20 protein-coding genes and 1 pseudogene are annotated in these 25,714 nt (G+C 63.6%); 19 read left to right on the forward strand and 2 right to left on the reverse strand.

Features of this window, described 5'->3' with window-relative positions:
* Positions 1–12: 12 nt before the first annotated feature.
* The 11 genes from CWS35_RS20060 to gspM all read left to right on the forward strand — a co-directional run bounded on the left by CWS35_RS20060 (position 13) and on the right by gspM (position 12,890).
* Entirely contained in the window at positions 13–2,226 is a 2,214-nt protein-coding gene (locus tag CWS35_RS20060) for a glycosyltransferase family 41 protein (RefSeq protein ID WP_168226355.1), read from the forward strand.
* Positions 2,190–4,793, forward strand: coding sequence for a tetratricopeptide repeat protein (locus CWS35_RS20065; RefSeq protein WP_100953346.1), 2,604 nt, complete (start codon positions 2,190–2,192; stop codon positions 4,791–4,793). The genes CWS35_RS20060 and CWS35_RS20065 overlap by 37 nt, the downstream gene beginning before the upstream one ends.
* Before the next feature lie 281 nt (positions 4,794–5,074).
* Positions 5,075–5,707 (forward strand): RNA polymerase sigma factor, encoded by a 633-nt coding sequence (locus CWS35_RS20070; protein ID WP_024585194.1) that lies wholly within the window; start codon positions 5,075–5,077, stop codon positions 5,705–5,707.
* A 129-nt stretch (positions 5,708–5,836) separates the two neighbouring features.
* Complete coding sequence (locus CWS35_RS20075) at positions 5,837–7,495, forward strand: GspE/PulE family protein (RefSeq protein ID WP_371682876.1); 1,659 nt, start codon at positions 5,837–5,839, stop codon at positions 7,493–7,495.
* 7 nt (positions 7,496–7,502) lie between these two features.
* A complete protein-coding gene (locus CWS35_RS20080) occupies positions 7,503–8,708 on the forward strand; it encodes a type II secretion system F family protein (protein WP_024585192.1) in 1,206 nt (401 codons plus the stop codon).
* 9 nt (positions 8,709–8,717) lie between these two features.
* A complete protein-coding gene (locus CWS35_RS20085; protein ID WP_024585191.1) occupies positions 8,718–9,167 on the forward strand; it encodes a prepilin-type N-terminal cleavage/methylation domain-containing protein in 450 nt (149 codons plus the stop codon).
* The gene (locus CWS35_RS20090; protein WP_024585190.1) at positions 9,145–9,606 is read left to right on the forward strand and encodes a prepilin-type N-terminal cleavage/methylation domain-containing protein; all 462 of its coding nucleotides are present in this window, start codon (positions 9,145–9,147) and stop codon (positions 9,604–9,606) included. Before CWS35_RS20085 ends, CWS35_RS20090 begins: the two co-directional genes overlap by 23 nt.
* A complete protein-coding gene (locus CWS35_RS20095; protein WP_100953350.1) occupies positions 9,603–10,337 on the forward strand; it encodes a type II secretion system protein J in 735 nt (244 codons plus the stop codon). Before CWS35_RS20090 ends, CWS35_RS20095 begins: the two co-directional genes overlap by 4 nt.
* Complete coding sequence (locus CWS35_RS20100) at positions 10,334–11,260, forward strand: general secretion pathway protein GspK (protein ID WP_100953352.1); 927 nt, start codon at positions 10,334–10,336, stop codon at positions 11,258–11,260. Before CWS35_RS20095 ends, CWS35_RS20100 begins: the two co-directional genes overlap by 4 nt.
* Positions 11,257–12,309 carry a PilN domain-containing protein gene (locus CWS35_RS20105; protein ID WP_100953354.1) on the forward strand — a complete coding sequence of 351 codons (1,053 nt, stop codon included), beginning with the start codon at positions 11,257–11,259 and terminating at the stop codon, positions 12,307–12,309. Before CWS35_RS20100 ends, CWS35_RS20105 begins: the two co-directional genes overlap by 4 nt.
* Positions 12,306–12,890 carry a type II secretion system protein GspM gene (gene gspM / locus CWS35_RS20110; protein WP_100953356.1) on the forward strand — a complete coding sequence of 195 codons (585 nt, stop codon included), beginning with the start codon at positions 12,306–12,308 and terminating at the stop codon, positions 12,888–12,890. Before CWS35_RS20105 ends, gspM begins: the two co-directional genes overlap by 4 nt.
* A 22-nt stretch (positions 12,891–12,912) precedes the next feature.
* On the opposite strand, the gene CWS35_RS20115 is transcribed toward gspM, so the two are convergent.
* On the reverse strand, positions 12,913–13,866 hold the full coding sequence (locus CWS35_RS20115; protein ID WP_100953358.1) for a UDP-glucuronic acid decarboxylase family protein: 954 nt from the start codon (positions 13,864–13,866) through the stop codon (positions 12,913–12,915).
* A gap of 823 nt (positions 13,867–14,689) precedes the next feature.
* Here CWS35_RS20115 and CWS35_RS20120 point away from each other — a divergent pair.
* Positions 14,690–15,691: a TRAP transporter substrate-binding protein gene (locus CWS35_RS20120; RefSeq protein WP_100953360.1), complete on the forward strand. Its 1,002-nt coding sequence runs from the start codon at positions 14,690–14,692 to the stop codon at positions 15,689–15,691.
* A 22-nt stretch (positions 15,692–15,713) separates the two neighbouring features.
* Here the strand turns inward: CWS35_RS20120 and CWS35_RS20125 are convergent, their stop codons facing one another.
* Entirely contained in the window at positions 15,714–16,553 is an 840-nt protein-coding gene (locus tag CWS35_RS20125; protein WP_245438592.1) for an acetamidase/formamidase family protein, read from the reverse strand.
* A gap of 537 nt (positions 16,554–17,090) precedes the next feature.
* On the opposite strand from CWS35_RS20125, the gene CWS35_RS20130 reads away from it, so the two are divergent.
* From CWS35_RS20130 to CWS35_RS20160, 7 genes and pseudogenes are all read left to right on the forward strand, one after another.
* The gene (locus tag CWS35_RS20130; protein WP_100956535.1) at positions 17,091–18,011 is read left to right on the forward strand and encodes a CoA transferase subunit A; all 921 of its coding nucleotides are present in this window, start codon (positions 17,091–17,093) and stop codon (positions 18,009–18,011) included.
* Positions 18,004–18,773 (forward strand): annotated as a pseudogene (locus CWS35_RS20135) (CoA-transferase subunit beta). The gene CWS35_RS20130 and the pseudogene CWS35_RS20135 overlap by 8 nt, the downstream one beginning before the upstream one ends.
* Before the next feature lie 23 nt (positions 18,774–18,796).
* Entirely contained in the window at positions 18,797–19,747 is a 951-nt protein-coding gene (locus CWS35_RS20140) for an LLM class flavin-dependent oxidoreductase (protein ID WP_024585180.1), read from the forward strand.
* Between the two features lie 34 nt (positions 19,748–19,781).
* Positions 19,782–21,053, forward strand: a complete 1,272-nt coding sequence (locus tag CWS35_RS20145; RefSeq protein WP_100953364.1) for an ArgE/DapE family deacylase — start codon at positions 19,782–19,784, stop codon at positions 21,051–21,053.
* Positions 21,054–21,271: 218 nt separating this feature from the next.
* Complete coding sequence (locus tag CWS35_RS20150) at positions 21,272–23,647, forward strand: xanthine dehydrogenase family protein molybdopterin-binding subunit (RefSeq protein ID WP_100956537.1); 2,376 nt, start codon at positions 21,272–21,274, stop codon at positions 23,645–23,647.
* Positions 23,644–24,483, forward strand: a complete 840-nt coding sequence (locus CWS35_RS20155; protein ID WP_024585177.1) for a xanthine dehydrogenase family protein subunit M — start codon at positions 23,644–23,646, stop codon at positions 24,481–24,483. The genes CWS35_RS20150 and CWS35_RS20155 overlap by 4 nt, the downstream gene beginning before the upstream one ends.
* Complete coding sequence (locus CWS35_RS20160; RefSeq protein WP_024585176.1) at positions 24,480–25,706, forward strand: 2Fe-2S iron-sulfur cluster-binding protein; 1,227 nt, start codon at positions 24,480–24,482, stop codon at positions 25,704–25,706. The genes CWS35_RS20155 and CWS35_RS20160 overlap by 4 nt, the downstream gene beginning before the upstream one ends.
* Positions 25,707–25,714 lie beyond the last annotated feature (8 nt).

Below are 25,714 nucleotides of genomic sequence, written 5' to 3' on the forward strand. Positions count from 1 at the left end.
GGAGCCTCCTACATGGAAGACAATCCGAGCGGGCCACTTGCGATTCGCGTGGAGCATGGCGGCCATGCGATTTTGGTGCGGCCGGTGCAGCAGCCGTTCGCAAACGTGCGCGGCGAGCTTCCGTCGTCCAGCCTGAGGCGCGCGCAGGATCTGCATCAACAGGGCGTCACGCATGCCAGGCAGGATCGCTGGCGCCAGGCGCTGCGGGCGTTCAACGAGGCGGCGCGGCTCGCACCGGAGCAGCCGGCTTTCAACTACTGCAAGGGTGTCGCGCTGTGCCGCTTCGACCGCTTCGACGATGCCCGCGAGGCATTCATGGCGGAACTTCGCGTGCTGCCGACGCATGCGCCGGCGCTGGCCGAGATCGGCACCTGCCTTGCGCGCACCGGGCGCACGCGCGACGGCATTCCCTATCTTCAAGAGGGACTGCGGCTGATGCCCAACATGCAGCTCGCGCAATACAGCCTCGGCCTGGCGCTGTTAACCGAGAACAGACGTGACGAGGCTATCCAAGCGCTCGACCGAGCGATCGACCTTGATGGCGCCTACGCGGATGCCTACCGCACGCGCGGCCTCGCTTATGTGATGGATGGTCAATTCGACAGGGCCGTGGAGGATCTGCGGGCCGCCTCCACGATCGACAGCCAGAACTACAAGGCGATCATCGAGCTCGGGATGAATTTCGGCGCTGCCGCCCGCGACCTGCAGGCAGCGCGGTTGTTCGAACTCGCCGCCGAAAGTGCGCCAACGGTCGCCTTGCCGCAATACATGTACGGCCACTTCCTGATCAACCAGCGGCAGTTTGAGCGCGGGCTGGGCTTTATCGACCGCGCGCTCGCGCTCGATCCGCTGCAGGCCGAACATCACGTGGCCCGTGGATTCGGCTTCCTCGGACAGGGCCGCATCGAGGATGCGGTCGGGGCCTATCGGCGTGCGGGCGAACTCGATCCCGGCAGCGCCATGGTCGCCGGCACCCTGCTGTTTGCGCTCCAGCACAAGCCGGGCGTCACCCGCGACGAGCTGTTCCGCGAGCACAAGCGATGGGCAGCGCTGTATCGGCCGAGCGCGCCGCAGGATCGCCTTGCGTTCCCGAACACGCCGGAACCGGCGCGCAAGCCGCGGCTTGGCCTCGTATCGGCGGATATGCATCGGCATGCGGTGGCGTTCCTCACCCTGCGCGCCTTCGAGGCGCTCGCGGAGCTCGGCTACGAGATCGTTTGCTACAAGACCGACAGCAAGCGCCAGGACGACGATTTCAGCGAGCGCTACAAGGCGATTGCCCTGAATTGGCGTGACGTGTCCGGGCTCAATGACGTGGCGCTGGCGCAGCAGATTGCGGACGATCACGTCGATGTCCTGTTCGACCTCTCCGGCCACACTGCCGGTAACCGTCTGTCGCTGTTCGCGACGCGTGCTGCGCCGATCCAGCTCGGCTGGGCGGGCTACGTCGGGACGGTCGGCCTCGACACCTATGATGGCCTCATCGCGGATGCGGTGGAAATTCCCCCGGAGCATGACGCAGCCTATGTCGAGCGTCCGATCCGGCTGCCGGACTGCTATGTCTGTTATCATCCGCCCACCAATGCGCCGGAAGTGCCATCGCTGCCGTGCTTGAACGAGGGCCGCTTCACCTTCGGCTGCTTCAATCGCCCGGCCAAGCTCAACGAAGAGGTCGGCAAGGCCTGGGCGCGCATTCTCGAATTGGTGCCGGACTCGCGCATCCTGATGGTCTATGGCGGCCTTGGCGAGGCGAGCACGCGTGACGCCATCCATGGCGTGCTCGGCCGCGGCGGCGTGCCGATGGAGCGGGTGGAGCTGGTCGGCGAGAGCGAGCAGATCAAGCTGTTGCAGGCCTACGGTCAGGTCGATCTCGCGCTCGATCCGTTCCCGTACTCCGCCGGCGTCACCACGCTCGAGGCAATGTGGATGGGCGTTCCGACCGTCACCTTCGTCGGCGACACCTTTGCGGGCCGGCACTCAGCGGCCCATTTGACGGGGGCAGGGTTCGCCAGCTTCTGTGCTCACAGCATCGACGACTACGTCGCCATGGCGGTCGACTGGAGCTGCCGCCGCGATGAGCTCGCGGAGCTGCGCCGCGGCCTGCGCGACCGCGTCGCGGCCTCGCCGCTCTGCGATCCCCCGCGCTTCGCGAACAACCTGTCCCGCGAACTGATGCGGCTGTGGACCGAATGGTGCGCGGCGAAGAATGCCCGGGATGCAGCGTAGCGCACATTGATTTCGCCGTCGCCGGACCTGTCCCGGTGATGCCCGGCCCGGCTGCGACGAAGCAAAACGCCAGTGCCGTGAAGGCGCCGGCTGGCGAACAAGGGACCATTCCGATGTCAAAGGCAGGGACCAACGAGGCACATGCGATACAAGCAGGGCTTGCGTTGCTGAAGGGAGGGTCATCGGAGCGGCGCGAGGAATTTGTCCGGAGTGTCGTGGATCGCGCGATTGCTCTATTTCGCGATGGTCAGCTCAACAGTGCGGATGTGCTACTTGAGACCATTGAGCACGAAGCCGGCGTACGCCAGCGTGCGTTGCACATGCGTGGCGTGATCGCGCTGTATCGCGGCGAGGACGAGCAAGCGCTCGAACTGCTCGAGGAGGCGATCCGGCTCGATCCCGCCGATAACGAAGCGCACGCCAATCTCGGTGCGCTCCTGCTCAAGGACCATCAGCATCCGCAGGCACTCGCCGCGTTTGCGGCGGCGTTGACGCTGCGGCCGGACAACGTGCCGGCCCTGTTCGGCCTGGCGCAGGCGCTGACGAAGCTTGATCTGACCGACTTCGCCCACAACGCGTACCGCGACATCCGGGCTCACGCGCCCGACTATGTCGAGCCGGTGGTCGATTTCGCGACGCTGCTCAACGACATGGGCCGTACCGACGAGGCCATTGAAGTCGTACGCGACATGCTGGCGCGGCACCCCGATCATGCGCATCTGCACACGGTTCTCTTCATCTGTCTGTTCGTTCACGGCGACTGGCGCGCCGCGTGGCCGCACAACGAATGGCGATTGAAGGAGCCGGAGGTGCTTAAGCACCTGTTGCCGACCCAGCGGCCGCGCTGGGAGGGTGAGGATCTCGCCGGCAAGACGATCCTGCTGCAATGCGAGCAGGGATTCGGCGACATCATCCAGTTCGTGCGTTATGCGCCGATGGTCAAGGCACGGGGCGGCCGCGTAATCCTCCGTGCACATCAGCAGCTGCTGTCACTGATGCGATCCGTGCCCGGTATCGACGATCTCTTCAGCAACGAGGAGACGGCGCCGGCGTTCGACCTGCACGTGCCGTTGATGTCGCTGCCGCTCATCTTCGGAACACAAAGCGACACGGTTCCGGCGCCGGTCCCCTACATCACACCGGATCCGGGGCGGATCGCGCAGTGGCGCGAGCGTCTGGCGAACTACGCCGGTATCTCCGTCGGTTTGGTTTGGCAAGGCAATCCGGCGCATCCCAACGACTGGCACCGCTCGATCCGGCTCGGCCAGCTGCGACCCTTGCTCGACTGTCCGGGTGCGCGGTTCGTCAGCCTGCAGATCGGTCCCGGCGAACAACAGGTGCAGGAGTTCGCCGGCCGTATCCTCGATGCCGCTCAGCTGATCGATCCGACGTCGTTTGCCGACGTGGCGGCGATCATCGCCAATCTCGATCTCGTCATCACGGTCGACAGTGCGATTGCGCATCTCGCCGGCGCCATGGGCAAGCCGGTTTGGATCCTGCTTGCCAGCTCCAGTGATTGGCGTTGGCTCAAGGATCGCGCGGATACGCCCTGGTACCCGCAGGCGCTGCTGTTCCGGCAGAAGGACGCGGGCGACTGGGCCGGCGTGGTTGCTCGGCTGCGCGCCGCATTGTGGTCCTTCGCCGGCTCCAGTGCTTCGTCTTCGATGGGCGGGAACGCAGATCCGGTGATCGCCTCGGCGTTGCGGATGACGGCGAGCCCACGCGAAGCCAGTCCGGTCCTCTGCGATGCATTGTTCGTCGAGGCCTGTCGCCAGAGCCGCACAGGACATCTCGATCGATCGAAGGCGCTGTTCGAGAAGGTTCTTTCTCTTGACCCCGGTCATGTCAACACATTGTGCAATCTCGGCGCGTTGGAACTCGTTTTGGGTAACGCGAGGCGTGCGCACACTTTGCTGCACACTGCGGTCACCCAGGCTCCTGATCTCGCACCGGCACGCATGGCGTTGGCCGATGCGTTGATGGCCGCTGAGAAAGCCGAGCAGGCGCTCGTGCAGTATCGCAGGGCAATCGAACTGGCGCCTGCGAGCGCCGATGTTCATGCAGCGTACGCCAATGCGCTGTGCAAACTCGGTGACAACGAGCACGCAAGCGGCATGCACGCCGACATGACAAGGCGCCTCATCGATCAGCATTATCGCAAGGCGTTGGAACTCGCGCCCGTCAACGATACGGTGCATGCCAAATATGCGTTGGCGCTATGCGGGTTTGGCGATTTCGACACTGCGATGACGCACTTCCTCGCAGCAACGAAGATCAATCAGCAGCAGTCGCCCGAGTTCTACGAAGCCTTGGGCCGTGCCTGCGTCACGCGAGGCAACCTGCATGGCGCCGAAATCAGCCTGAAACATGCGATTGCACTCGATCCGAGCCGTGTGACCGCTCATTGTGCTCTGGGCGATCTCTCGCTCGCACGTCAACAGCATGATGAAGCGGAAGCCAGTTTCCGTACAGCGCTGGCGTTCGATACGCAATGCGTCGTGGCCTTGCAGGGAATAGAACGTGTGCAGGCGTCACAGCGGACGGTGATCGCGAGCGGAATGTCGTGACGTGGGTGTCGTCGCGAGCGACAGCCATCTTGCTGGCGCGCAACGTTGCGTCGTCGATGGAACCTGGCGAACGGGATTTGCGATCGACGCCGCTTCGAGTGTAGCAAAATCAACGCTCGCTTCGTGTCGAAGAGAGCAAATGCATGTCATCGTCTGTAGCGAGGTGTGTCGCAAAATAACTGCTCGTTGTGGTTTCATTGCCGTGTCATTTACTGCGGCTAGAAACGGCGCGACCGGATGGAAGCGTCTCAAATGCCGCGGTTGGGGATGGGGTCCCTGGAATGAGCGACACCACTCGAGCGGCGTTGCTCACACTCCTCGTCGCAAGTTACGACGACCTCAAACAACGTTTGACGCGTCGGGCCGGATCGGCCGATCTTGCCAACGAAGCCTTGCAGGACACGTTTCTGCGCTTGAGCAATGCGGATGGAATCGGACCCGTTCGCGACCTCCATGCATATCTGTTCCGCGTGGCGATGAGCGCCATCAGCAATCGTCGGGTGGCGGAGCGGCGGCGCCGCGTGGTGCGCGAAGCGGACCCGCTGTTCGATCTACCGGACGAAACGCCGGGTCCGGACCGGATCATCGAGGCGCGTTCGGAGATCAACGCGCTCAAGCGCTCCATCGAGGAGTTACCGGCCCGGCGTCGCGAGATATTCATGGCGATATGCGTTGAAGATGCGCCGCTGAGGCTCGTCGCGGAGCGCTTTGGCGTCAGCGTTCGGACGGTGCAGGTTGAGCTCAAGCAGGCGTTGGCGCATTGCGCGATCTGTCTCGATCGCAACGCGCGGATGTCCGGAGTCGCATTTCGGCGTCGAGGTCCGTTCGGCCAGCGGGATCACGCGCCGCGGGCCCCGCTGGGCGATGAAACTACGGTGCTGGCACAGCGGTTGCCGTTGGGCGACGGCAGGTGACATGTGATGGATCAGCAGGCTCACAGCGTCGGACATCATGCCTCGACCAGCGGAACGAGCCTGGTCGATCGAGGGGCAGCCATAGCAGTGCGTGAAAGCAATACGGCTGCCACGCCGCCGATCGACTTCATGACTTATCTTGCCGGCAAGGGCGCGTTGCGCGACGGGCAGAAGGAAGACATCGCCGGTCGGACCCGCAACGCCGACGGATCGGCAGGCAATGTCGATTGGAGCGCAGTCACGAAACTGACCCCCTCGGCGCTGGCGGACGAACTCGCAAGCTTCTATCGATGTGATCGTGCCCGTCGCGACGATCTGGTGGATGGGCGCTTCGCCGGCGGCGAGATGTCGACCCGCTTTCTCAAGGAGGAGCGGCTGTTTCCGTATGAAAGCGCAGCCGGAAAGTTGCGCCTTGCGGTGGTCGTTCCGATCGATGACGAGACCGTGCGGGCGGTCGAGCTGGTGTTGCGCCGACCGGTCGCGCTCGCGGTGGCGACCGCCGAAGACCTGGAGGCGGCGCTTGCATTGCGGCTCGAGGCGGAGCAGCCCAGCGATGCTCAGGAAGCCGGCGCGAGCGCGGGCGAGGACAACCTCGACAATCTGCGCGACCTTGCGCGCGGTGCGCCGGTGGTACGGGCGCTGGATGACTTGTTGCGCCTCGCTGTCGAGCAGCGGGCGACGGATCTCCACATTGAGCCGGCGGGGAATGCGTTGCAGGTGCGATTGCGCGTTGACGGCATGCTGAAGCATGTGGCGGCGCCGCCGATCAGCATGGCGAAGGGAATCTTGTCGCGCCTCAAGATCATGGCCGGCCTTAACATCACCGAACGTCGGCTGGCGCAGGACGGGCGTGCCCATATCGTGGTCAGCGGCAACGAGATCGATTTGCGCGTCGCGACCATGCCCACGATGCACGGCGAATGCGCCGTCATTCGGTTGTTGCGCAAGGGAGCAGGGTTGGTCTCGATCGACCAGATCGGCCTCAGCGCGCGCAACGAATCGATTCTGCGCAAGGCGTTGCAGGCGCCCTATGGCATGGTCATCGTCACCGGACCGACTGGATCGGGCAAGACCACGACGCTCGCGGCGTCGCTGGCGGTCATCAATGAGGCGACCCGCAAGATCCTGACCGTGGAGGATCCGGTCGAGTACCAGATTCCCGGCATCACGCAGACCCAGGTGCATCCCGGGATCGGATTGACCTTTGCGTCGGCGTTGCGCTCGTTCATGCGGCTCGATCCCGACGTCATCATGGTCGGTGAAATGCGCGATTCCGAGACCGCTCATATCGGCGTCCATGCCGCGCTGACCGGGCATCTCGTCCTGACGACATTACACACCAACACCGCGGCGGGCGCGATCACGCGACTGATCGACATGGGCATCGAGAGCTTCCTGCTCGCGTCGTGCGCGCGGGTCATCGTGGCGCAGCGGCTGGTACGGATCCTGTGCGACCATTGCAAAGAGAGCTACCGATTGTCAGCCGCGGACGTGGCTGCCGACGAGCGTTATGCCGCGCTCGGGATTGCGGCGGGCGAGGTGGTCTGTCGTCCCAAGGGCTGCGACTGGTGCGGCTCGACCGGGTTCCGCGGGCGCAAGGGCGTGTTCGAGATCATGGAGATTGGTCCGGCCGTGCGACGGGCAATCGGGCCGAAGACCGATGCCTCCGAGCTCGAGGCCGTGGCGCGGGCTGCGGGGATGACGTCGATGACCGAGGACGGCATCGAAAAGCTGCGCGCCGGCCAGACCACGCTCGATGAAATCTTCCGCCTGACCACGAGTCTGTAGGTGGATCATGCCGCACTACCGCTACCGGGCATTGACCAAGGCCGGCGAGATCATTCTCGGCGACGTCGAGGCGCCCTCCCGCGAGGAGGTGTTGCGGCGGATCGAATATCTCGGCCATCTGCCGGTCGAGGCGGAGGTCGCGGGCCGCAACGTGCTTCGCGCCGGCATTTCCAGTGGAAGCCTGCCCAAGCAGCGCGAGCTGACTACCTTTCTTCGACTGCTCGCTTTGCTGCTCCGCTCGGGGTTGACGCTCGAGGCCGCGTTGCAGACCCTGGAGGAAGACACCAACAAGGCGGTGGCTCGCTTTGCCGGCGGGTTGCGCTCGGCAGTCTCGGGCGGCGACGGCTTTGCCGAGGCGCTGGAGCGCTATAACCAGGTCATTGAGCCGATCTATATCGCGATGGTGCGTGCCGGCGAAGCCTCCGGCAAGCTCGAAGTGGTGTTGCGGGCGATCGTCCAGGACCGGACGCGGCGCGAGCAGCTGTCGCAACGGATATCGGGAGCGATCCGCTATCCGTTGTTCCTCGTCGGATCGGCGCTGGTGATCCTGTTCTTCTTCCTGCTCTACGTGGTTCCACAGTTCGAGTCGGTGTTCTCGGAATTGCGCGGCCGGCTCAATTCGGGCGCCGCCTTTGCGCTCACGATGTCGACCTGGCTGCGCGCCAACCTCAATACTTTTCTTGGCTCCTGCACCGCGGCGCTGCTGCTCGGCTGGTTCATCTTGCGCCAGCCGGCGGCACGGGCGCGGGTGATGGAGGTGCTGGTGACCATTCCCGGCGTGTCCGGGCCGATGCACGACCGTCGCACCGCGCGCTTCATCGGTACGCTGGGGCTTCTGGTCGAGAACGGCGTCGCGCTCCCTACCGCGCTCAAGATCCTGCGCGATATCATCACCGAGCCCCGTTACGCGGCCGCGGTCGAGCGGGTGCATGAGCAGGTGCGCAACGGCCGCCGCTTCATCGAGGCACTCGCCGAGAGCGACCTGGTGCCGCCGCTCGCGGTGCGCATGCTCCGGGTCGGTGACGAAACCGGTGACCTGTCGGCGATCGCACAGCACGCCGCGGAGCTCTACGAGCAGCGGCTTGCGATCGGGCTTGACCGGTTGATGGGCGCGATCGGACCCATCACCATCATCGCGGTCAGTATCGGCATCGGGACGCTGGTGGTGTCGATCATGAGCGCGCTGCTCAGCATCACCGAACTCGCGATGTAGGAACAGCTGATGGCGCCAACGCGAACCGCGGGTTCATGTGCCGGCTTCACCCTGATCGAGATGATGGCGGTGATGCTGATCATTGCGATGTTGGCTTCGCTGGTGGTGGCCATGGTCCCCGGCACCGGGCGTGGCAAGTTGAAGGCATTGACGCTGCAAACGGCGGCCTTGCTGCGCCGCGAGCGGCTTGCCGCCGTTCTCACCGGACAAAGCCGCCGGGTGTCGCTCGATGGGAATACGCGAACGATCGTGGGGCCGAGCGGGGCTGTCGCGATTCCGCGCGATGTCGTGGTCGATGTGGTCGGCGTCGACGAGCTCTGGTCGGGACGACGGGCGGTGGTCCGGTTCGAGCCCGATGGCGCATCGACTGGCGCGATCCTGAAGTTCTCGTGGGAGAATGTACGCTATGAGGTCGACGTCAACTGGTACAACGGCCGTGTTGCGGTCGATCTGCCCTGACTCGCGCAAGACGCGCGCCGGGTTTACGCTGATCGAGGCGCTGGTGGCGCTGGCGCTGCTGCTGGCCTTCGTGTCTGTGGTCGGGCCGCATCTGTTTTACGCGCGCCGCATTGCCGACAAGATCGATGACCGGATCGCCGCGCAGATGTTGTTGCGCACGATCCTCGATGCGCCGTTCGATCGTTCGGGTCTCGCCAACGGACCGCGCGAGGGCGAGACGGGTGGGCTGCGGTGGTCGATCGCAGCCGAGCCGATGTTTGTCGATGCCATGGTCCCGCAGCGCGAGGAAGCCACACCCGTCCCGGCAGACAAGAACAGGCAGCCTGCCACCAAGCGTCCAAATTGGATCGCATTCCATCTCGTTGCGACCGTGTCGTGGGCTCCCGGGCAAATGGTAAGCGCCGACAGCCTGCGGCTCGGTTTGGGAGCTGACGAATGATGGTGGCCATTCAGTCCGGCGTCCGCACGACACACGGCTTTACCCTGATCGAAATGCTCGCCGCGCTGGCTATCGGGTCGGCTGTGATTGCCGCGACCGCGATGCTGATCAACAACGTTGCACTCAATTTCGACCGCAGAACCGGGTTGGTGGGGAAAGCCGATCAACTGCTGCTCGCTGTCGACCGCATTGCGGCAGACCTTGGGTCGGCCCGTCAGGTGCGTCAGTCCGGCACCGGCGCCGATACGACTGTCGCCTTCAATGGCGACGCTGCCCAGGTGAGGTTCATCACCGGCAGCGGAAACCAGGGCGAAGAAGTGGTCAGCTTGCAGGTCGAGGAGACCGACGGGGTCAGCCATCTGGTCCGGCGCCGCGCGCGGTCGTTGGGGGAGCGCACCGCATTCGCGAGCGTCACGCTCGGCGATCCCGTCCAGTTGATCGAAGGGCAGGTCGACATGAGTTTTACGTTCGGAAGCCTTGATGCGGATGGAACGCTGTCCTGGAACGAGACCTGGAGCGGGCGACCAATCCTGCCGCGATTGGTGCGGCTCAACATCCGTGACCGCGCGAGTGGAGCAGATCTGCTACGCGGCGTTCAGTTCGTGCTGCGCGCCGACGCGCCGATCGGCTGTGCCCAGGGCGAGGCCGGCGCTGAATGTGTGTCCGGCAAGCCGGCGGCGCCGAAACAGACCGAGCCGGCGAAGGATGCGCCGGCGGGAGGGCGTGGATGAGCAGTCGGCGCTCGCAACGCGGCATGGTATTGCTCGTCGTGCTATGGGCGATAGCGCTATGTTCCGCGCTCGTCATGGCGACATCCACGACCTTTCGCAGCCTGGCTGGGATTGTCCGGATTGATCGGGATCGGGTGCAGGGCGGTGCGCTGCTGACGGCGGGGCTCGAAGGGGCTGCCGGTATCGTCGCGGCGCTGCGAGGCGGCCTGCTCACCGAGCGCAGCGTCACGCTGGCATTTCCGACCGGATCGGTGCGGGTGACGGTGACGGACGAGGGCGGCCGCATCGATATCGGAAAGGCTCCGGTCGAGCTGCTGACATCGCTGCTGCGATATGTCGGCGCCGAGGACGAGGATGCGCGAATCGTTGCGCAACGGATCGTCGCGCGTCGCGAAACGGTGACGCAGCCACGGCTGGACGATGCGGCGAAATCGCCGACGCCGGCCGGCAAGGCCGAGCAGCCGCCGGCGGCCGCCGGCACAATGCCATTCACCGACATCAGGCAGCTCGCCGATATTCCCGGCATGCAGCCGGAATGGATCGCGGCGATGGCGCCGCTGATCACGGTGTTCGGCAGCGAAACCATCAACCCGCTCACCGCGCCGGTTGCGGTGCTGCGGGCGCTGCCGTCCTTCGATGCGTCGCGGCTTGAAGCCTTTCTCGACATGCGCAACACGCCGTTCGTCGATCCGGATCGTCTCGCATTCGTTCTCGGCCCGGCGCAGAAATACCTGAAGGTGCAGCAGAACAATGTCGTCGCGGCGGACCTGATCGCGAGCACGACTGACGGGTACACCGCCGCGGCGAAAGCCTACATCGTGCTGCTCCGCGACGACAAGCAACCTTACCGGGTTCTTGCCTGGACCCCGGTGTCGCCATTCGCCAGGACTGGATTCGTCGCATCGCTGGAGCCTCGTCCATGAGCATCGACGCGATCATGAGGCGCTGGATCGACATTCTGGCCCGGCTATGGCTGGGCTGGCAGGAGCGGCGCCGCGCTCGACACTCCATCAGAGTCACGCGGGAAAGCGGCGAATGGGTCCTCGAAGACGCCAGGCGAGCGCAAAGGACGAAGTCTGCGACCGGACCCGGCGGCGCAACGCTGCCGGACGACGTCGTGCGAGCCGCGCAAGGATCGTTCGTCATTCTCGAGCTTCCAGGTTCCGAAATCGTCTCGCGCTCGCTGAGTGTACCAGCCCAGGCACGTGATCTGCTGCCGGGCATCGTCCGCAATCAGATCGAGCGGCTATTCCCATGGCGCGCGAACCAGGCGGTCCATGGCTTCAACGTGGTGAGCAGCGATGCGAGCACTCTCAACGTGCGGGTTCTCCTCACCTCGCGCGCGGCGCTCGACGACGCCTGCAAACAGCTCGGCGCGCTGGGGTTACGTGTCGATCGTGTCGTCGCGGGAAATGGCGGGACCGACGCCGCTCCCGAGATCACATTGTGGTCACGGCTTGCCGACGCCACCGACGCCAGCCTTTCCAGGGTGCGGAGCGCCGTCGGCGGCCTGATGGCGGTGGCAGTCTGCCTGACCGTGGTCGTGAATGTCTGGGCTTTCATGACTGCGGCATCCGCCGACAGCGAAAGCGATGAGGTCGGATCGCGCCTTGCGGCGTTGCAGCGTCAGATCAGAGGCAGTTCGTCACGGGAGTCGATCGCCGCGCTCGCACCGCCCGAACGGGCGCATGCCCTGAAGGAGACGTCGCCAGTCGCGGTGGTGGTCGTCGAGGCGCTGTCGCGCGCGCTGCCGGAGACGTCTTATCTCACCGAATTGAACATGGATGGCTCGACGCTGCGCATCGTCGGCCTGGCCGGCGACGCACCGTCGCTGATCGCGCCGCTTGAGCAGTCGGGGCACTTCAAGGATGTGCATTTCTTTGCGCCGACGACACGCAACGCCGATGGCGCACGCTTCGTGTTCCATATCGAGGCGCGCGTCGAGCCGCACGTCAGGATCGATGGGGAATGAACGTGCTGAAGCTGAAGTTCAATCTCGGCGTTGTCAGTAGTTTCAACCGGGATCAACTCTTCGCGGTCGGCGGCTTCTGCGCGCTGCTGATGGTCTGCGCGGTCACCGTGGTGGGAGCGCTCGGGTCGCGCGCCGACGCATTGCAGCACCTGACCGAGCAGCGTGACCAGCTCGCAGCCCTCGAGGCGCGATCGAAGTCCGCACCAAGCCGCCGCGTGCAGGCGCAGAACCGGGCCGCTCCCGCGGCGGCGTTCCTCGATGCGCCGACCAGCGGGCTCGCCACAGCGCAGTTCCAGGCCTATTTGTCCGACCTGGTCGCAAGCCAGCGCGCGGTGCTGGTCGCGTCCGGAGTTCCCGCCGATCGCGACGACAAGACCGATGCGATCAGGCTCCAAATTTCTTTCAATGCGACGCTTCCTGCCTTGCAGTCGCTGCTCTATCGGCTTGAAAGCGGCGTCCCTTATGTCTTTGTCGACGCCCTGCTGGCCCAGCCCGGCGGATCCGCCGAGCGCACGGCCGGCGATGCGGTATTGAAAGTCAATTTGACGGTGCACGCCTTCTGGCGTCGCAAGACGGCGTGAGCGGTCCAGTCCCGCGTCGACGCTATTCCGCTGCCGCTCTCAGCTGACCACGGAAGTAGTCGATGGTCTTCTCGAGGCCATGGTTGAGATGAATGGTCGGTTCCCAACCGAGAACCGAGCGGGCCAATGAAATATCCGGCTGCCTTTGACGCGGATCGTCCGACGGCAGCGGGGCGAACACGAGCTTGCTGCGCGATCCGGTCATCGCGATCACCTGTTCGGCCAGTTGGCGGATGTTGAACTCGCGCGGATTGCCGATGTTGATCGGCCCCGTGAAGTCGTTCGGCGTGTTCATGGTCCGGATCATGGCTTCGATGAGGTCATCGACATAGCAAAAGCTGCGGGTCTGGCTGCCATCGCCGTAGATCGTGATGTCATTGCCCGCTAGCGCCTGAACAATGAAATTCGACACGACACGGCCGTCATTGGGATGCATCCGCGGGCCGTAAGTGTTGAAGATCCGCACAACCTTGATCCGCAGCCCGTGCTGGCGCCAATAGTCGAAGAACAAGGTCTCGGCGCAACGCTTGCCTTCGTCGTAGCAAGAACGCAGCCCGATCGGGTTGACGTGACCCCAGTAGGACTCGACCTGCGGATGGATCTCGGGATCGCCGTAGACTTCGGAGGTCGAGGCCTGGAGGATCTTTGCCTTCACGCGCTTGGCGAGCCCAAGCATGTTGATGGCGCCATGGACGCTGGTCTTGGTGGTCTGGACCGGGTCGAACTGGTAGTGGATCGGGGAGGCAGGACAGGCCAGATTGTAGATCTGGTCCACTTCGACATAGAGCGGGAAAGTCACGTCGTGACGCATCACCTCAAATCGGGGATTGCCGATCAGGTGCGCGATGTTGCCCCTGCTGCCGGTGAAATAGTTGTCCACGCAAAGCACGTCGTGACTCTGTTCGACGAGCCGCTCGCACAAATGTGAGCCAAGAAATCCGGCGCCGCCGGTCACCAGCACCTTTGCCACGTCAATCTCTCTTCATGTCCGACGATGCTGATGATGGTTGCCAGGTCCAGGGATGCCGGTGTGCCGGAACGTAGCCCGCGACATGCGAGCAGTCTCCGCTCTGCGACCCGAACACTGTCCACTGCGTTACCTTCCAGACCTCGCGGCGGCGAAGGGACGCCCCTGCAATCACACAATTGTTCCAGGGTGCAACCACGAATTGAATGTCATAGCAGCCGGGTGCGATGCTGGAGACGGTGTAGAACCGTGACGGCGGCAGCGCCTCGGTGAACTGGTCTGGTCCCCAATGCGCGGCTCCGCATGGTGACACGTAGAGGTGCTGCAATGGCGTGTTGGAAGCGTTGACGATGGTAAATTCAGCTGCATTCGCTGCGGAGCAGAAGATTGCCGCCGCCGTCACGACAAGATGTCGAAAGCAAGACTGATACATGGGAGATGACGCACTGCGGACATTCATTGCAGTTTCTGTCGCGTGAGCTGCGTATGAACGATAGCATCGATACCATTGCAGTTTTGTGGCAGTTCGCGTTGTAATTGTCTTGCTGGAAGCGCGAGAGATGGTCGTTGGCCACTCCGGGCGAAGCGCGTCCTTGGCCGCACAAGGACATGATGGCCGTCAACGCGCAGTCAAGCATGGCTTGATCTATCGGTCGCAATCGGGGCATGAAGCTCTGTTGCTGGTTCGGCCTGCCGTGTCGAACGACATTGTTGGCCGGAGCGCTGCAATGACTTGCCGTCCAATTTTCGCATGGGGTGCTCGCAGATGAAAGACCAGCTTGGCGCGGCGACGTCGCGGCATGCCGCGAGTTCAGGACGGGCAAGGCGGTACATGCCTTGGCTAACCTTGAAGTTCCTCGCTTTGGCCCTTGTCGCCTTCACTGCGACATGGCTCGCCCCCGCCCCGTCGTCCGCGCAGGTCGCCTGGCGATTTGCGACCGAATACCCCGAGAGCAATATCTCAGGCGTGGGTTTGACGACCTTTGCGCGGTTGGTTTCGCTCCGAACAAACGCAAGCGTCACGATTGCCAACACCTTTGACGATCAGCTCAAGATCGGATCGGCGAAGATGTTCCAGGCGGTCGAGGACCGTCGGATTACCGGCGGCGACGCATTCGCCGGTCCGCTCGAGGCGTCCGACGCTCTTTTTGGCCTGGCCTCACTTCCGTTCGCCGTGCAATCCGTCGATGCGGCAAAGGCCGCAAATGGCCGCGCCCGTCCGCTCTACGAACGGGCGCTTGCCCGGCGCGGCTTGCGGCTGCTCTACATCACGATCTGGCCTTCCACGGGGCTTTGGAGCAGCCGTCCGATCGCAAGTGCGGATGATCTGCGCACACTCGCGGTGCGAACCTACGACAACAATTCGGCGCAGGTGCTGCGCTCAGCCGGCGCCACGGCGGAGTACCTGCCGTTCAATGAAGCTGTTGCGAAAGTGAAGAGCCATCAGCTCAATGCCATCCTGACGTCTGGCGACGGCGGGGCAGGAAAGAAGCTGTGGGATGATCTCGCATACTTTACCCCGATCAACTACGCGATTCCGATTTCGATCGCCTTCGTCAGCGCGGAGGCGTTCGACGCGCTGCCGAAGCAAGTCCAGGATGAGGTGCTACAGGCCGCAGCGGAAACCGAGGCCAGCCAATTCGAGCTGCTCGCGACCCGGACGACGGAGAACTATGCACGGATGCGCGAAAACGGTGTCACGATCGCGGATCCTGCGCCGGCCGCGGTGATCGCCGCGCTCAAGAAGGGCGCGGAAGCCCCCATCGCGCTATGGAAGACGAAGGTTCCTGTCGAGGCTGCCGGCATCGTCGATTGGGTGTTGCGGCAAAACTAGACGCGGCGGTCTTCGTCGATCTCTAATGTCGCAGCGCGACGGTCGACCAGCCGCAACCTCCAACGGTTCGGCTTGCCTCGAAGCGTGGCGCCGACAGGCGTAAGTTTCGATGGACGTGGAACTCGAAGGTGCCGGCGAGCGCCGTTTCGATCGCGCTCAGATGGACATCGCCGTCCTCCAGCAGCGCGTGGCCGTGGCCCGCAGAGAACAGGGCGCCTCTGACGAAGACGGGAAAGAACGCAGCGCTGCCGATGCCGAGGTCTTCGTCATCGAGATGACCGCTGAACGGGCGTCGATCCCAGTCGCTTGGCGGAGCGACGCTGAAATTGCCGAAGCAGGGCGAGAGCGTGAGTTCGCGTCCCCATGGCAATCGCGCGACATTGCGGGCCCGGTCGAGCGCCACATATTGTCGGCAGAAATCCAATGAATTGGCGGCGGGAATCTGCATGTTCCAGCCCCAATCCGCCCGTAGCCGAATATCGAGAATGCGCACTTCCAGCACATCGCCAGGCTCGGCATCCCGAATATGGACGGGACCGGTCAGCAATCGCGGAGCCACGGGCGAACTGCCTTGCGTCGCGACGGCGGTGACGTCAGCGGGTACGCCAGGCATCTCATCCGGTTCGGCAGGTAGCGTTTCGATCGTGACGCGGTCGCCGGAAGCGATGCTGATCACAGGATCCTGCGGTCGGTCCCGTGAACCCCAATGCAGGTTCTGCGGTGTCGATGACAGATAGTGGTCCATTATGTGCCGCCTGGTCACTTGATTGTTCGGTTGGGCAGAGTGCACGGCATGGCCTCCGCCGCACGGCAACGCGGGCCACGTGCCGCAGGGCGTCCTGAGGGGGGAGCGCAGGCTCAAATGCAAACTGCATGGGTCTTTGCAGGCATGATCCATGCCAAAGGTTAGCCTGTACCGATCGCGCTCCGCGAACTGATCAGCGATCAGCACAACTCCGCGCAGCAGGACGTTCGCAATCGCCCCTGATGCGGCGCGCGCCGGTCATCGGTTGAGCAGCGAAGCCAAAAATAATGGCAGCAGCTTTTCCATGACGAGTGCTGCGCCGATACCGATCGATGCAAGCGCGTTGCGCTGGCTCGGGCCGGGTCGTGTCCCGAGGCAGGACTCCCATCCAGTTTTGCAGAGCAGGCATCGGCATTCGGGCCAGGGCGCTCAAGGCCCACTTGGCTCGCGTTCCTCGCAGGCCTTGATTTTAGGGGCGGCAGCTCCAGTTGGCGGGAAACCAAAATTTCCACTTGTCGTATGAGCCTAACATTAGTACGATAGGCTCAATTAGTGAGGCTCGCGACCGAGCCCTCGACCGCTACCGGTTTCCCCGACAAGGAGGTTGTTTTGCCGGATACCCTGGTGGAGCCGTATGACCGGCTCCGAGAGAACATGTCGCGGCGCGACCGGAGTTTGCGCGAAAAGGTTGTCTCCCTCGAAGAGGCCGCTCGATTCGTCCAGGACGGCATGAAAGTCGGCGTCGGCGGCTCGACCATGTCGCGTACGCCGATGGCGCTGCTTTGGGAACTGATCCGGCAGCATCGCAAGGACCTCTCGATCTCGCGATGCATCGTGTCGACCGACGGCGATCTCGCCTTCGGATCGGGGATTGCCAACCGCGTCGTCACCAGCTGGTTCGCCCAGGGCATCCTTTGGGGTCTTTCCAAGGTGATGCGCCATCACGTGGAGAAGGGCGACAAAGCCTACGAGGAATGGAGCCATATGGCGATCGGCATGCGGTTTCGCGCCGGCGGCATGGGCGTGCCGTTCCTGCCGACCCGCGCCATGCTCGGATCCAACATCATGGACCAGCGTCCAGAAGCCAAGCAGATGGACTGTCCGTTCACCGGCGAGAAGGTCTTGCTGGTCCCGGCGCTCAATCCCGATGTCGCGCTGATTCATGTCCAGCGTTGCGACGCCTATGGCAATGCCCAGATCGACGGTCTGCAGTTCATGGACATCGATCTCGCGCTCGCTGCGAACAGCGTGATCCTGACCACCGAGCGCATCGTCTCGAACGATCAGATTCGTCGCGCTCCCGACCAGACCAAGATCCCGTTCTTCTGCGTCGATGCGGTCGTCGAGGTCCCCTACGGGTCCGCGCCGCACGAGTGCTACGGCGTCTATGAGCCGATGATGCGCCACATGGAAGCCTACGTGGCGCAAGTCAACGGAGATCCCGTGAAAGGCATGCAGGAATATCTCGACCGTTATTTCTACAGCCCGAAATCCTGGAACGAATATCTCGCCCTGATCGGCATGGATGAACTGCTCGAGGCGACGCAGAAGGGCAGGAGCATCTACAATGACTGAAGCCCAACGCTACACGGCGAGCGAGATTCTCGCGATCCTCAGCGCACGCCAGCTGACGGACGGCCAGGTTGTCTTCGCCGGCATCGGCGTGCCGCTGCTGGCGGCAACCCTGGCGCAGCGCACGCGCTGTCCCGCGCTGACCATCCTGTTCGAAGGCGGCGTCATCGGCGCGTTCGTCGAGCCCGGCAAGCTGCCACCGTCCACCAACGACCAGCGTTGTACCAAGCGCGCCAACATGGTGCTCGGCAGCGCCGACGTGCTGCTGCTGCTGCAGCGCGGCTATGTCGACGTCGGCTTCATGGGCGGCGCGCAGATCGACCAGTTCGGCAACCTGAATTCGTCCTTCATCGGCGATCCGGCCAACCCGAAGACCCGTCTGCCCGGCACCGGCGGCGGCAACGACATCTCGAGCCTGACCAACATGATCGTCGCGATGAAGCACGAGAAGCGTCGTTTCGTCGAACATGTCGACTTCATCACCAGCCCCGGTTTCATCCGCGGCGGCACCAGCCGGCGAGACTCCGGCCTGCCGAGCGGCGGGATGTGGCGCGTCATCACCGAGCTTGCGATCTTCGGCTTCGATGACCGCACGCGTCGCATCAAGGTGCTGGCGCTCAACCCCGGCGTCAGCCGCGAAGAGGTTCAGGACAATACCGGCTTCAGGCTGGACTTCGACGAGAAGCTCCACGTCACGTCGCCCCCACCGATCACGAGCTCGAGACGCTGCGCATTCTCGACCCCGAACGTCTTTTCACGGCCTAAGCCCAAGTTCCGGAGATATATCGATGACCCTTGCCAACACGTTTGGTATCGCCGCCCGCAACTTCACCGCCTATCCCGAAATGCCGAACGCGCGTGCCCTCGTCGAGTACGGCGTGCGGGTTGAGGAACTGGGCTACGATTCGGTCTGGGTGTGGGACCACATGCTGCTCGGCGTCGAGCCGAACTTTCCGATCATCGATTCGCTGACGGCGCTCACCGGCATTGCGGCGCGCACCAAGCGGATCAAGATGGGCACCGGCATCCTCGTGCTGCCGCTGCGCAACGCGGTCGCGCTCGCCAAGCAACTGTCGAGCATGGACCAACTGTCCGACGGTCGCCTGATCATGGGAATGGCGTCGGGCTGGTACAAGCGGGAGTTCGACGCGCTCGGCATTCCCTTCGAGAAGCGCGGCAAGATCATGGACGAGAACCTCGAGATCATGCGGCGGCTCTGGACGGAGGCGTCGGTCAGCGGCGAATACATGCGCCACAACATCTCGAAGGCCGTGATGTATCCGAAGCCGGCGCAGCCGCAGATCCCGCTGCTGATCGGCGGCTATGCCGATCCGGTGCTCAAGCGCGCCGCCGTCAACGGTGACGGCTGGTTGACCTATTTCTATCGTCCGGCCGACTTCAAGAAGTCCTGGGACAAGATCGTCAACTTCGCCAAGGAGGGCGGCAAGGACCCGTCCAAACTCCTGAACGCGTCCCAGCTGCCGATCATGATCGGCAAGTCGCGGCAGGCGGTCGAGGCCGACATGATGGATTGGCTCAACAAGGAATGGGACTTCCCGGCGCATAGCGATTGCAGCCGCGAGAGCGCCATCATGGGTTCGGTCGACGAATGCGTCGCGCAGCTGCGTGAGCACATCGCGATGGGCGTGCAGAAGATCATCTTCGTTCCCTACAAGTATCAGGCCGATCAGGTCGAGACGATCGCACGCGAGATCATTCCGCGGCTGCGCGCCAAGTAACGGTCCCGGCGACAAGCAAGAAAAGGCAAAAGAGATGACCGATCCCGTACGAAAGAAGATCCTCGACAAGGTCGATGCGTCGAAGGATCACGCCATCAAGTTCCTTCAGGATATGGTGGCGATCCCCAGCGTGACCGGCGACGAGGCCGCGATCCAGAAGCACATGCACGGCTATCTCACCAACATCGGCCTCGAGGTCGACATGTGGGAGACCGACTGGGAGCAGCTCAAGAAGCATCCGGGCTACCGCCCAGTCGATCGCGGCTACGAGAATCGTCCCAACATCGTGGCCACGCTGAAGGGTACGGGCGGCGGCCGCTCGCTGTTGCTCAACGGGCACACCGACGTGATTCCGGTCGGCAATGGCGAAGGCTGGAGCGACAATCCCTGGTCCGCATCGATCAAGAACGGGCGCATCTATGGTCGCGGGTCCTGCGACATGAAGAGCGGCGTCGCGAGCCATGTCCTCGCGGTGCAGTATCTCAAGGAGCTCGGGCTCACGCCCAAGGGCGATGTCATGATCAACATCGTCATCGACGAGGAGGTCAGCGGTCACGGCACGCTCGACACGGTGATCCGCGGCTACAAGGCCGACGCCGGCATCTCGGGAGAGACCAGCGACCTGTTCGTGCAGCCTGCGTGCATTGGTCGCATCTGGTTCCAGATCGACGTCGAGGGCAAGCCGGCCGGCATCCAGCAACGCTATCTCGGCATCAGCGCCATCGAGCTTGGCAACAAGATCGTCAAGGCGGTGCAGGAACTCGAAGACGAGCGCGTTGCGACGGTCACGCATGGGCTCTATCCGAGCGCCATTGACTCGCTTCCCTGCATCATCGGCAGCTTCCAGGCCGGAAACTATCCGAGCGCATTCCCGGCCAGTGCCGTCCTGAAGGGCTCGATCGGCACCGTTCCGAGCGAGGATCACGAAGCGGTCAAGCAGAGCCTGGTCAAGAAGATCGCAGAGCTCGCGGCCAGCGATCCCTGGATGAAGGATCATCCGCCGGTGGTCAAATTCGTCGGTTACGATGCGGAAGCTTCCGAGATTCCGGTCAAGCATCCGATCGTCCAGACGGTCTGCAACGTCTACACCGAGATCACCGGCAAGCCGCCGACGATCTCGGGGCGTCAAGGCGCCGCCGACACCCGCTTCCTCAACAAATACGCCGACACGCCGACGGTGATTTTCGGGCCCGGCTCGACGGCCGTGATGCATGCCAATGACGAGTACGTCTCGATCGACGATTATCTCACGGCGATCAAGGTCATGGCCTTGAGCATCTACGACTGGTGCAACTCCCCGAAATAGCGGCCAGGGCGAGCAGAATTCCGAAGGAGGCCCTGGTTGGGCCTCCTTCTTTTTTGGGATGTTGCAAACGCCTGGAAAGTGCGACTTGCTGCTCCCGGGAGCGCGCTGTCAGACTCGACGCTTTCGTCAATTGATGCTATCATATCAACAATAAGATGAATTCTGCTTCCTCGGAGAGGAAGGAACAGAAGTTCACATACGGCAAAGAGGTGCACGGAATGGCGAGGCAAGGCGTAGGAGCTTCGATTCCCCGCAAGGAGGACGATCGCTTTCTCCGCGGGCGAGGCGAGTATGTCGGCGATATTCGCCTGCCCGGCATGCGCGATGTCGCGTTCGTTCGCAGCCCGCTTGCGCATGCGCGCATCAAGGACATCCGCATCCCGCCGCATCTTCGCGACAGCGTGTTCATTGCGTCCGATCTGGCGGCCGACACGCGCCCGATCCGCGCCGTCTCTGGTCTGCCGGGATTCAAGCCGTCGGACCAACCGATCCTTGCTTATGAAAAGGTCCGCCAGGTCGGCGAACTGATCGCGATGTGCGTTGCCGATACCCGCGCGGAAGCCGAGGATATCGCTGCCGCGGTCGAAGTCGATTTCGAGGAGCTGCCGGCGGTCCACGACATGCTGCTCGCGCGGCGTCCCGATTCCGCCCTGGTGCACGAGGAGTGGGGTGACAACGTTTTTCTCGAGACGTTCGTCGACATCAACATGGAAGCGGCCTACGACGCGCCGATCAAGATCACGCGCGAAATCTCGACCGCGCGCCAGAGCATGGCGCCCATGGAAGGCCGGGGAACGGTCGCCGTTTGGCACAAGCGGATGGACCAGCTGGTGCTGTACACCGGGAACCAGCAGCCGCATATCGTGCGCAACGGTCTGTCGGAATGCCTCAATCTCGAACAGCTGAAGATCCGGATCGTTTCGCCGGATGTCGGCGGCGGGTTCGGCTACAAGGGGATCGTGCTCACGGAGGATGTCTGTCTCGGCTGGCTTGCGATGCGCTGCGGCTATCCGGTGCGCTGGATCGAGGATCGCCGCGAGCATCTGACCGCAGGTGCGAATTGCCGTGAGCACCATTACAACATCACTGTCTACGCCGATCGCGACGGCAAGCTGCGCGGCGTCGAGTGCGAAGCCTCGGTCGATTCCGGCGCGTATTCGTCGTATCCGTTCTCGGCCTGCCTCGAAGCGGCGCAGATCGCCAGCATCCTGCCTGGACCGTACGATTTCCCGTCGTATCGTTGCCGCACCTGGTCGGTCTCGACCAACAAATGCCCCATCCTGCCATATCGTGGCGTGGCGCGCACCGGCGTCTGCTACGCGATCGAGCTGATGATGGATGCGATCGCGCATGAGTGTGGCCTCGAACCCTACGAGGTGAGGCTGAAGAATCTCGTGCGCCCCGAGCAGATGCCGTTCGACAACATCACCAAGAAGCATTTCGACAGCGGCGACTATCCGGAATCGCTGCGGCAGGCGCTCGACAAGATCGACCTTGCCGGCCTTCGCGCCCGGCAGAAGAAGGGCGAGCCCGATGGCCGGTTGATCGGCGTCGGTCTGTCGGTTTACTGCGAGCAGGGCGCCCACGGCACCTCGGTCTATGCAGGCTGGGGCATTCCGATGGTTCCGGGCCATGAGCAGGCGACCGCGCGCATGACGCCGGACGGTGGCCTCGAGCTTCGTATCGGCGCGCATTCGCATGGTCAGAGCATGGAGACCACGCTGCCGCAGGTCGCGAACGAAATCCTCGGCATCGACATCGCGCGGATCAAGCTGGTGCACGGCGATACCGAATACACGCCGTACTCGACGGGCAGCTGGGGATCGCGCTGCGCCGTGATGTCCGGTGGCGCCGTCGCGACCGCCTCGCGCGAGCTTGCCAAGCTCGTGAAGGGCATCGGCGCTCATTTGCTGCAGACCGACGTCGCCAATGTCAGGCTCGAGAACGGATCGGTCATCGGTCCGTCGAACAGCGTGACGATCGACGCGATCGCCCACACCTGGTACCGCCGGCCGCAAGACCTTCCAGCGTCGGTCGATCCGCGCGGGCTGGAAGTGACCATCGGCTACAAGCCGGCGAGGGATTCCGGCACCTTCAGCTACGCGACCCACATTGCGGTCGTCGCGGTCGATCCCGAGCTCGGCGACATCGAGCTGCTCGACTATGTGATCGTGGAGGATGGCGGCCAGCTCATCAACCCGATGGTGGTGGACGGCCAGATCTACGGTGGCCTTGCGCAGGGGATCGGCACCGCGATGTACGAGGAGATGAATTTCGACACTTCGGGGCAACCGCTTGCATCGACCTTCGCCGACTATCTGCTGCCCGGGCCGACCGAGGTGCCGGCGCCGAAAGTCGGTCACATGGAGACGTTGGCGCCGTACACGGAATTTGGCGTCAAGGGCATTGGCGAAGGCGGAGCGATCGCGCCACCCGGAGCGATCGGCAACGCCGTCAACGACGCCTTGCGTCCGCTTGGGGCACAGCTTCTGCACACACCGATGACGCCGCGCCGTGTGCTCGAAGCGATCCAGGCCGCAACCGAATCGCGCAAGGCGAAGCGTCCCGAACTGGCGGAAGGATTGCCGGCGTGAAGCCAGTCAATTTCGACTATGCGCGCCCCGATGGGGTCGATGCGGTCATCAAGCTGGTCTCCGACGATAGCCGGACCGTCAAGATGATGGCGGGCAGCCAGTCGTTGGGTCCGATGCTGAACCTGCGCCTGGTGCAGCCCGATCTCATCGTCGACCTCACCGGCGTGGAGGAGTTGCGCCGCGTCGAGGAGAAATCCGACGAGATCAGGATCGGCGCCTGCATCACCCATGCCGATATCGAGGACCAGCGCGTTCCGGATTTCACCCGGGGCGCGCTGCCGACGGTCGCGAACGGAATTGCCTATCGAGCCGTTCGCAATCGCGGCACGATTGGCGGCAGCTTGACCCATGCGGATCCGTCGGCGGACTGGCACTCCATTCTGGCAGCGCTGGGCGCAAAAGTCGTCCTGCGCGGTCCGAACGGCGAACGCACGCTTGCCGTCGAGGACTACATGCTCGGCGCTCTGGAAGCCGACATACGGCCGGGAGAGGTGCTCGTTCACGTAAGGATACCCAAACTCGGAAGATCGGCGCGCTGGGGCTATTTCAAGAGCTGCCGCAAGACCGGTGAGTTCGCTCACGCGATCGGATCCTTCCTCACCGATCCGGATCGTGGCGTGAGCCGGGCCGTGATCGGCGCGACGGAGAGCCGGCCCATCGTCATTACTGAAGCCGCCAACGTCATTGGCGATGGACGTGCGGAGCGTCCCGGCGAGCACTTCAACGATTGCGCGGTAGGCGAGATACTCGAAAAGGCCGGTATGGAAGACGCTCTCGACAGGAAGACCCACATCGCAGCGCTTCGTCGCGCGCTCGAGCAGGCGCGGCCGCAATGAACATGCTGAGTATCAACGTCAACGGAAAGTCCGTCAGCGCGGACATCCAGCCTCGAACGCATCTCGCCGATTTCCTGCGCGAGAAGCTCAACCTGACCGGCACCCATCTTGGATGCGAGCACGGCGTTTGCGGCGCCTGCACGTTGCTGGTCGATGGCGTGCCGACGCGCTCTTGCATCACTTTCGCCGTCGCTTGCCAGCAGGCCGAGGTCACGACGATCGAGGGCTTGGATGAAGACGAGATCACGCGCGAGCTGCGCGCCGCCTTCACCAGGGAGCACGGCCTGCAGTGCGGTTACTGCACGCCGGGCATGATCGTCTCGGCGCGGGACGTCGTGCTGCGCATGGATGCACCGACCGAGCACGACATCCGCATCGCGATGAGCGGCAATCTCTGTCGCTGCACCGGATATGTTGGCATCGTCCGCGCGATCCAGCAGGTAGTGAGGGAACGGCGGGCGCGCGGGATCGCGGCCATTCCGAACGGCAACCGGACCCGGCTCGGACCCTCGGGGTCCGGTCACGCCGCCGCCGTCGCCGCCACTGCCGTTGCGCCGGCAAAGCTGGTAGATGCTCCTCAGGTCGGGAATGCTCAGGCAGCGCCTGTCGCCGCCGCATCGTTGAAGGACACGAACTGGAAGCCGCAAACCAGCTTCACCGAGAGCTTCACGGTCGCGCATCCGGTCGGTCTGGTGTGGGACTTCTTCGCCAATATCGGGGCCGTTGCCTCCTGTTTGCCGGGAGCATCTCTTGCCGGCGAGCCCGTCGATGGCCATGTGAATGGGCAAATCAAGATCAAGGTTGGACCGATCTCCGCCGAATTCCAGGGCGTCGCAGACGTGACACGCGACGATGCCACGCGCTCCGGCACGATCGTTGGTGCCGGCAAGGACAAGCGAAGCAACTCGTCAACCCGCGGATTGATCGGCTACTCCGTGAAGCAAGGCGAGGCTCCGGACCAAACCAAGGTCGACTTGACCATCGGCTTCACCCTGACCGGTGCCCTGGCTCAGTTCAGCCGTTCGGGATTAATTCAGGATGTTGCCGGTCGGATCATCGCGGTCTTCGTGCAGAATCTCGAAGCGAAGCTTTCGCATCGGGCGGAAGGCGGGACGGGTGACGAGCCCACCATCGTTAAGGAATTCGATGCCGGTGCGTTGATGCGAACAATGGCACTGGACTATGTCAAACGTGCCTTCGGGTGGTTGTTCAGGCGCAAGTGAGGCGCATT

The sequence above is a fragment of the Bradyrhizobium sp. SK17 genome (genome assembly GCF_002831585.1).
Classification (GTDB): Bacteria; Pseudomonadota; Alphaproteobacteria; order Rhizobiales; family Xanthobacteraceae; genus Bradyrhizobium.

What these genes read in the sequence shown, in the direction of transcription:
- CWS35_RS20060 (WP_168226355.1), top strand. Translation starts at nt 13, where the DNA reads ATGGAAGACAATCCGAGCGGGCCACTTGCGATTCGCGTGGAGCATGGC.
- CWS35_RS20065 (WP_100953346.1), top strand. Translation starts at nt 2,190, where the DNA reads ATGGTGCGCGGCGAAGAATGCCCGGGATGCAGCGTAGCGCACATTGAT.
- CWS35_RS20070 (WP_024585194.1), top strand. Translation starts at nt 5,075, where the DNA reads ATGAGCGACACCACTCGAGCGGCGTTGCTCACACTCCTCGTCGCAAGT.
- CWS35_RS20075 (WP_371682876.1), top strand. Translation starts at nt 5,837, where the DNA reads ATGACTTATCTTGCCGGCAAGGGCGCGTTGCGCGACGGGCAGAAGGAA.
- CWS35_RS20080 (WP_024585192.1), top strand. Translation starts at nt 7,503, where the DNA reads ATGCCGCACTACCGCTACCGGGCATTGACCAAGGCCGGCGAGATCATT.
- CWS35_RS20085 (WP_024585191.1), top strand. Translation starts at nt 8,718, where the DNA reads ATGGCGCCAACGCGAACCGCGGGTTCATGTGCCGGCTTCACCCTGATC.
- CWS35_RS20095 (WP_100953350.1), top strand. Translation starts at nt 9,603, where the DNA reads ATGATGGTGGCCATTCAGTCCGGCGTCCGCACGACACACGGCTTTACC.
- CWS35_RS20100 (WP_100953352.1), top strand. Translation starts at nt 10,334, where the DNA reads ATGAGCAGTCGGCGCTCGCAACGCGGCATGGTATTGCTCGTCGTGCTA.
- CWS35_RS20105 (WP_100953354.1), top strand. Translation starts at nt 11,257, where the DNA reads ATGAGCATCGACGCGATCATGAGGCGCTGGATCGACATTCTGGCCCGG.
- gspM (WP_100953356.1), top strand. Translation starts at nt 12,306, where the DNA reads ATGAACGTGCTGAAGCTGAAGTTCAATCTCGGCGTTGTCAGTAGTTTC.
- CWS35_RS20120 (WP_100953360.1), top strand. Translation starts at nt 14,690, where the DNA reads ATGCCTTGGCTAACCTTGAAGTTCCTCGCTTTGGCCCTTGTCGCCTTC.
- CWS35_RS20130 (WP_100956535.1), top strand. Translation starts at nt 17,091, where the DNA reads ATGTCGCGGCGCGACCGGAGTTTGCGCGAAAAGGTTGTCTCCCTCGAA.
- CWS35_RS20140 (WP_024585180.1), top strand. Translation starts at nt 18,797, where the DNA reads ATGACCCTTGCCAACACGTTTGGTATCGCCGCCCGCAACTTCACCGCC.
- CWS35_RS20145 (WP_100953364.1), top strand. Translation starts at nt 19,782, where the DNA reads ATGACCGATCCCGTACGAAAGAAGATCCTCGACAAGGTCGATGCGTCG.
- CWS35_RS20150 (WP_100956537.1), top strand. Translation starts at nt 21,272, where the DNA reads ATGGCGAGGCAAGGCGTAGGAGCTTCGATTCCCCGCAAGGAGGACGAT.
- CWS35_RS20160 (WP_024585176.1), top strand. Translation starts at nt 24,480, where the DNA reads ATGAACATGCTGAGTATCAACGTCAACGGAAAGTCCGTCAGCGCGGAC.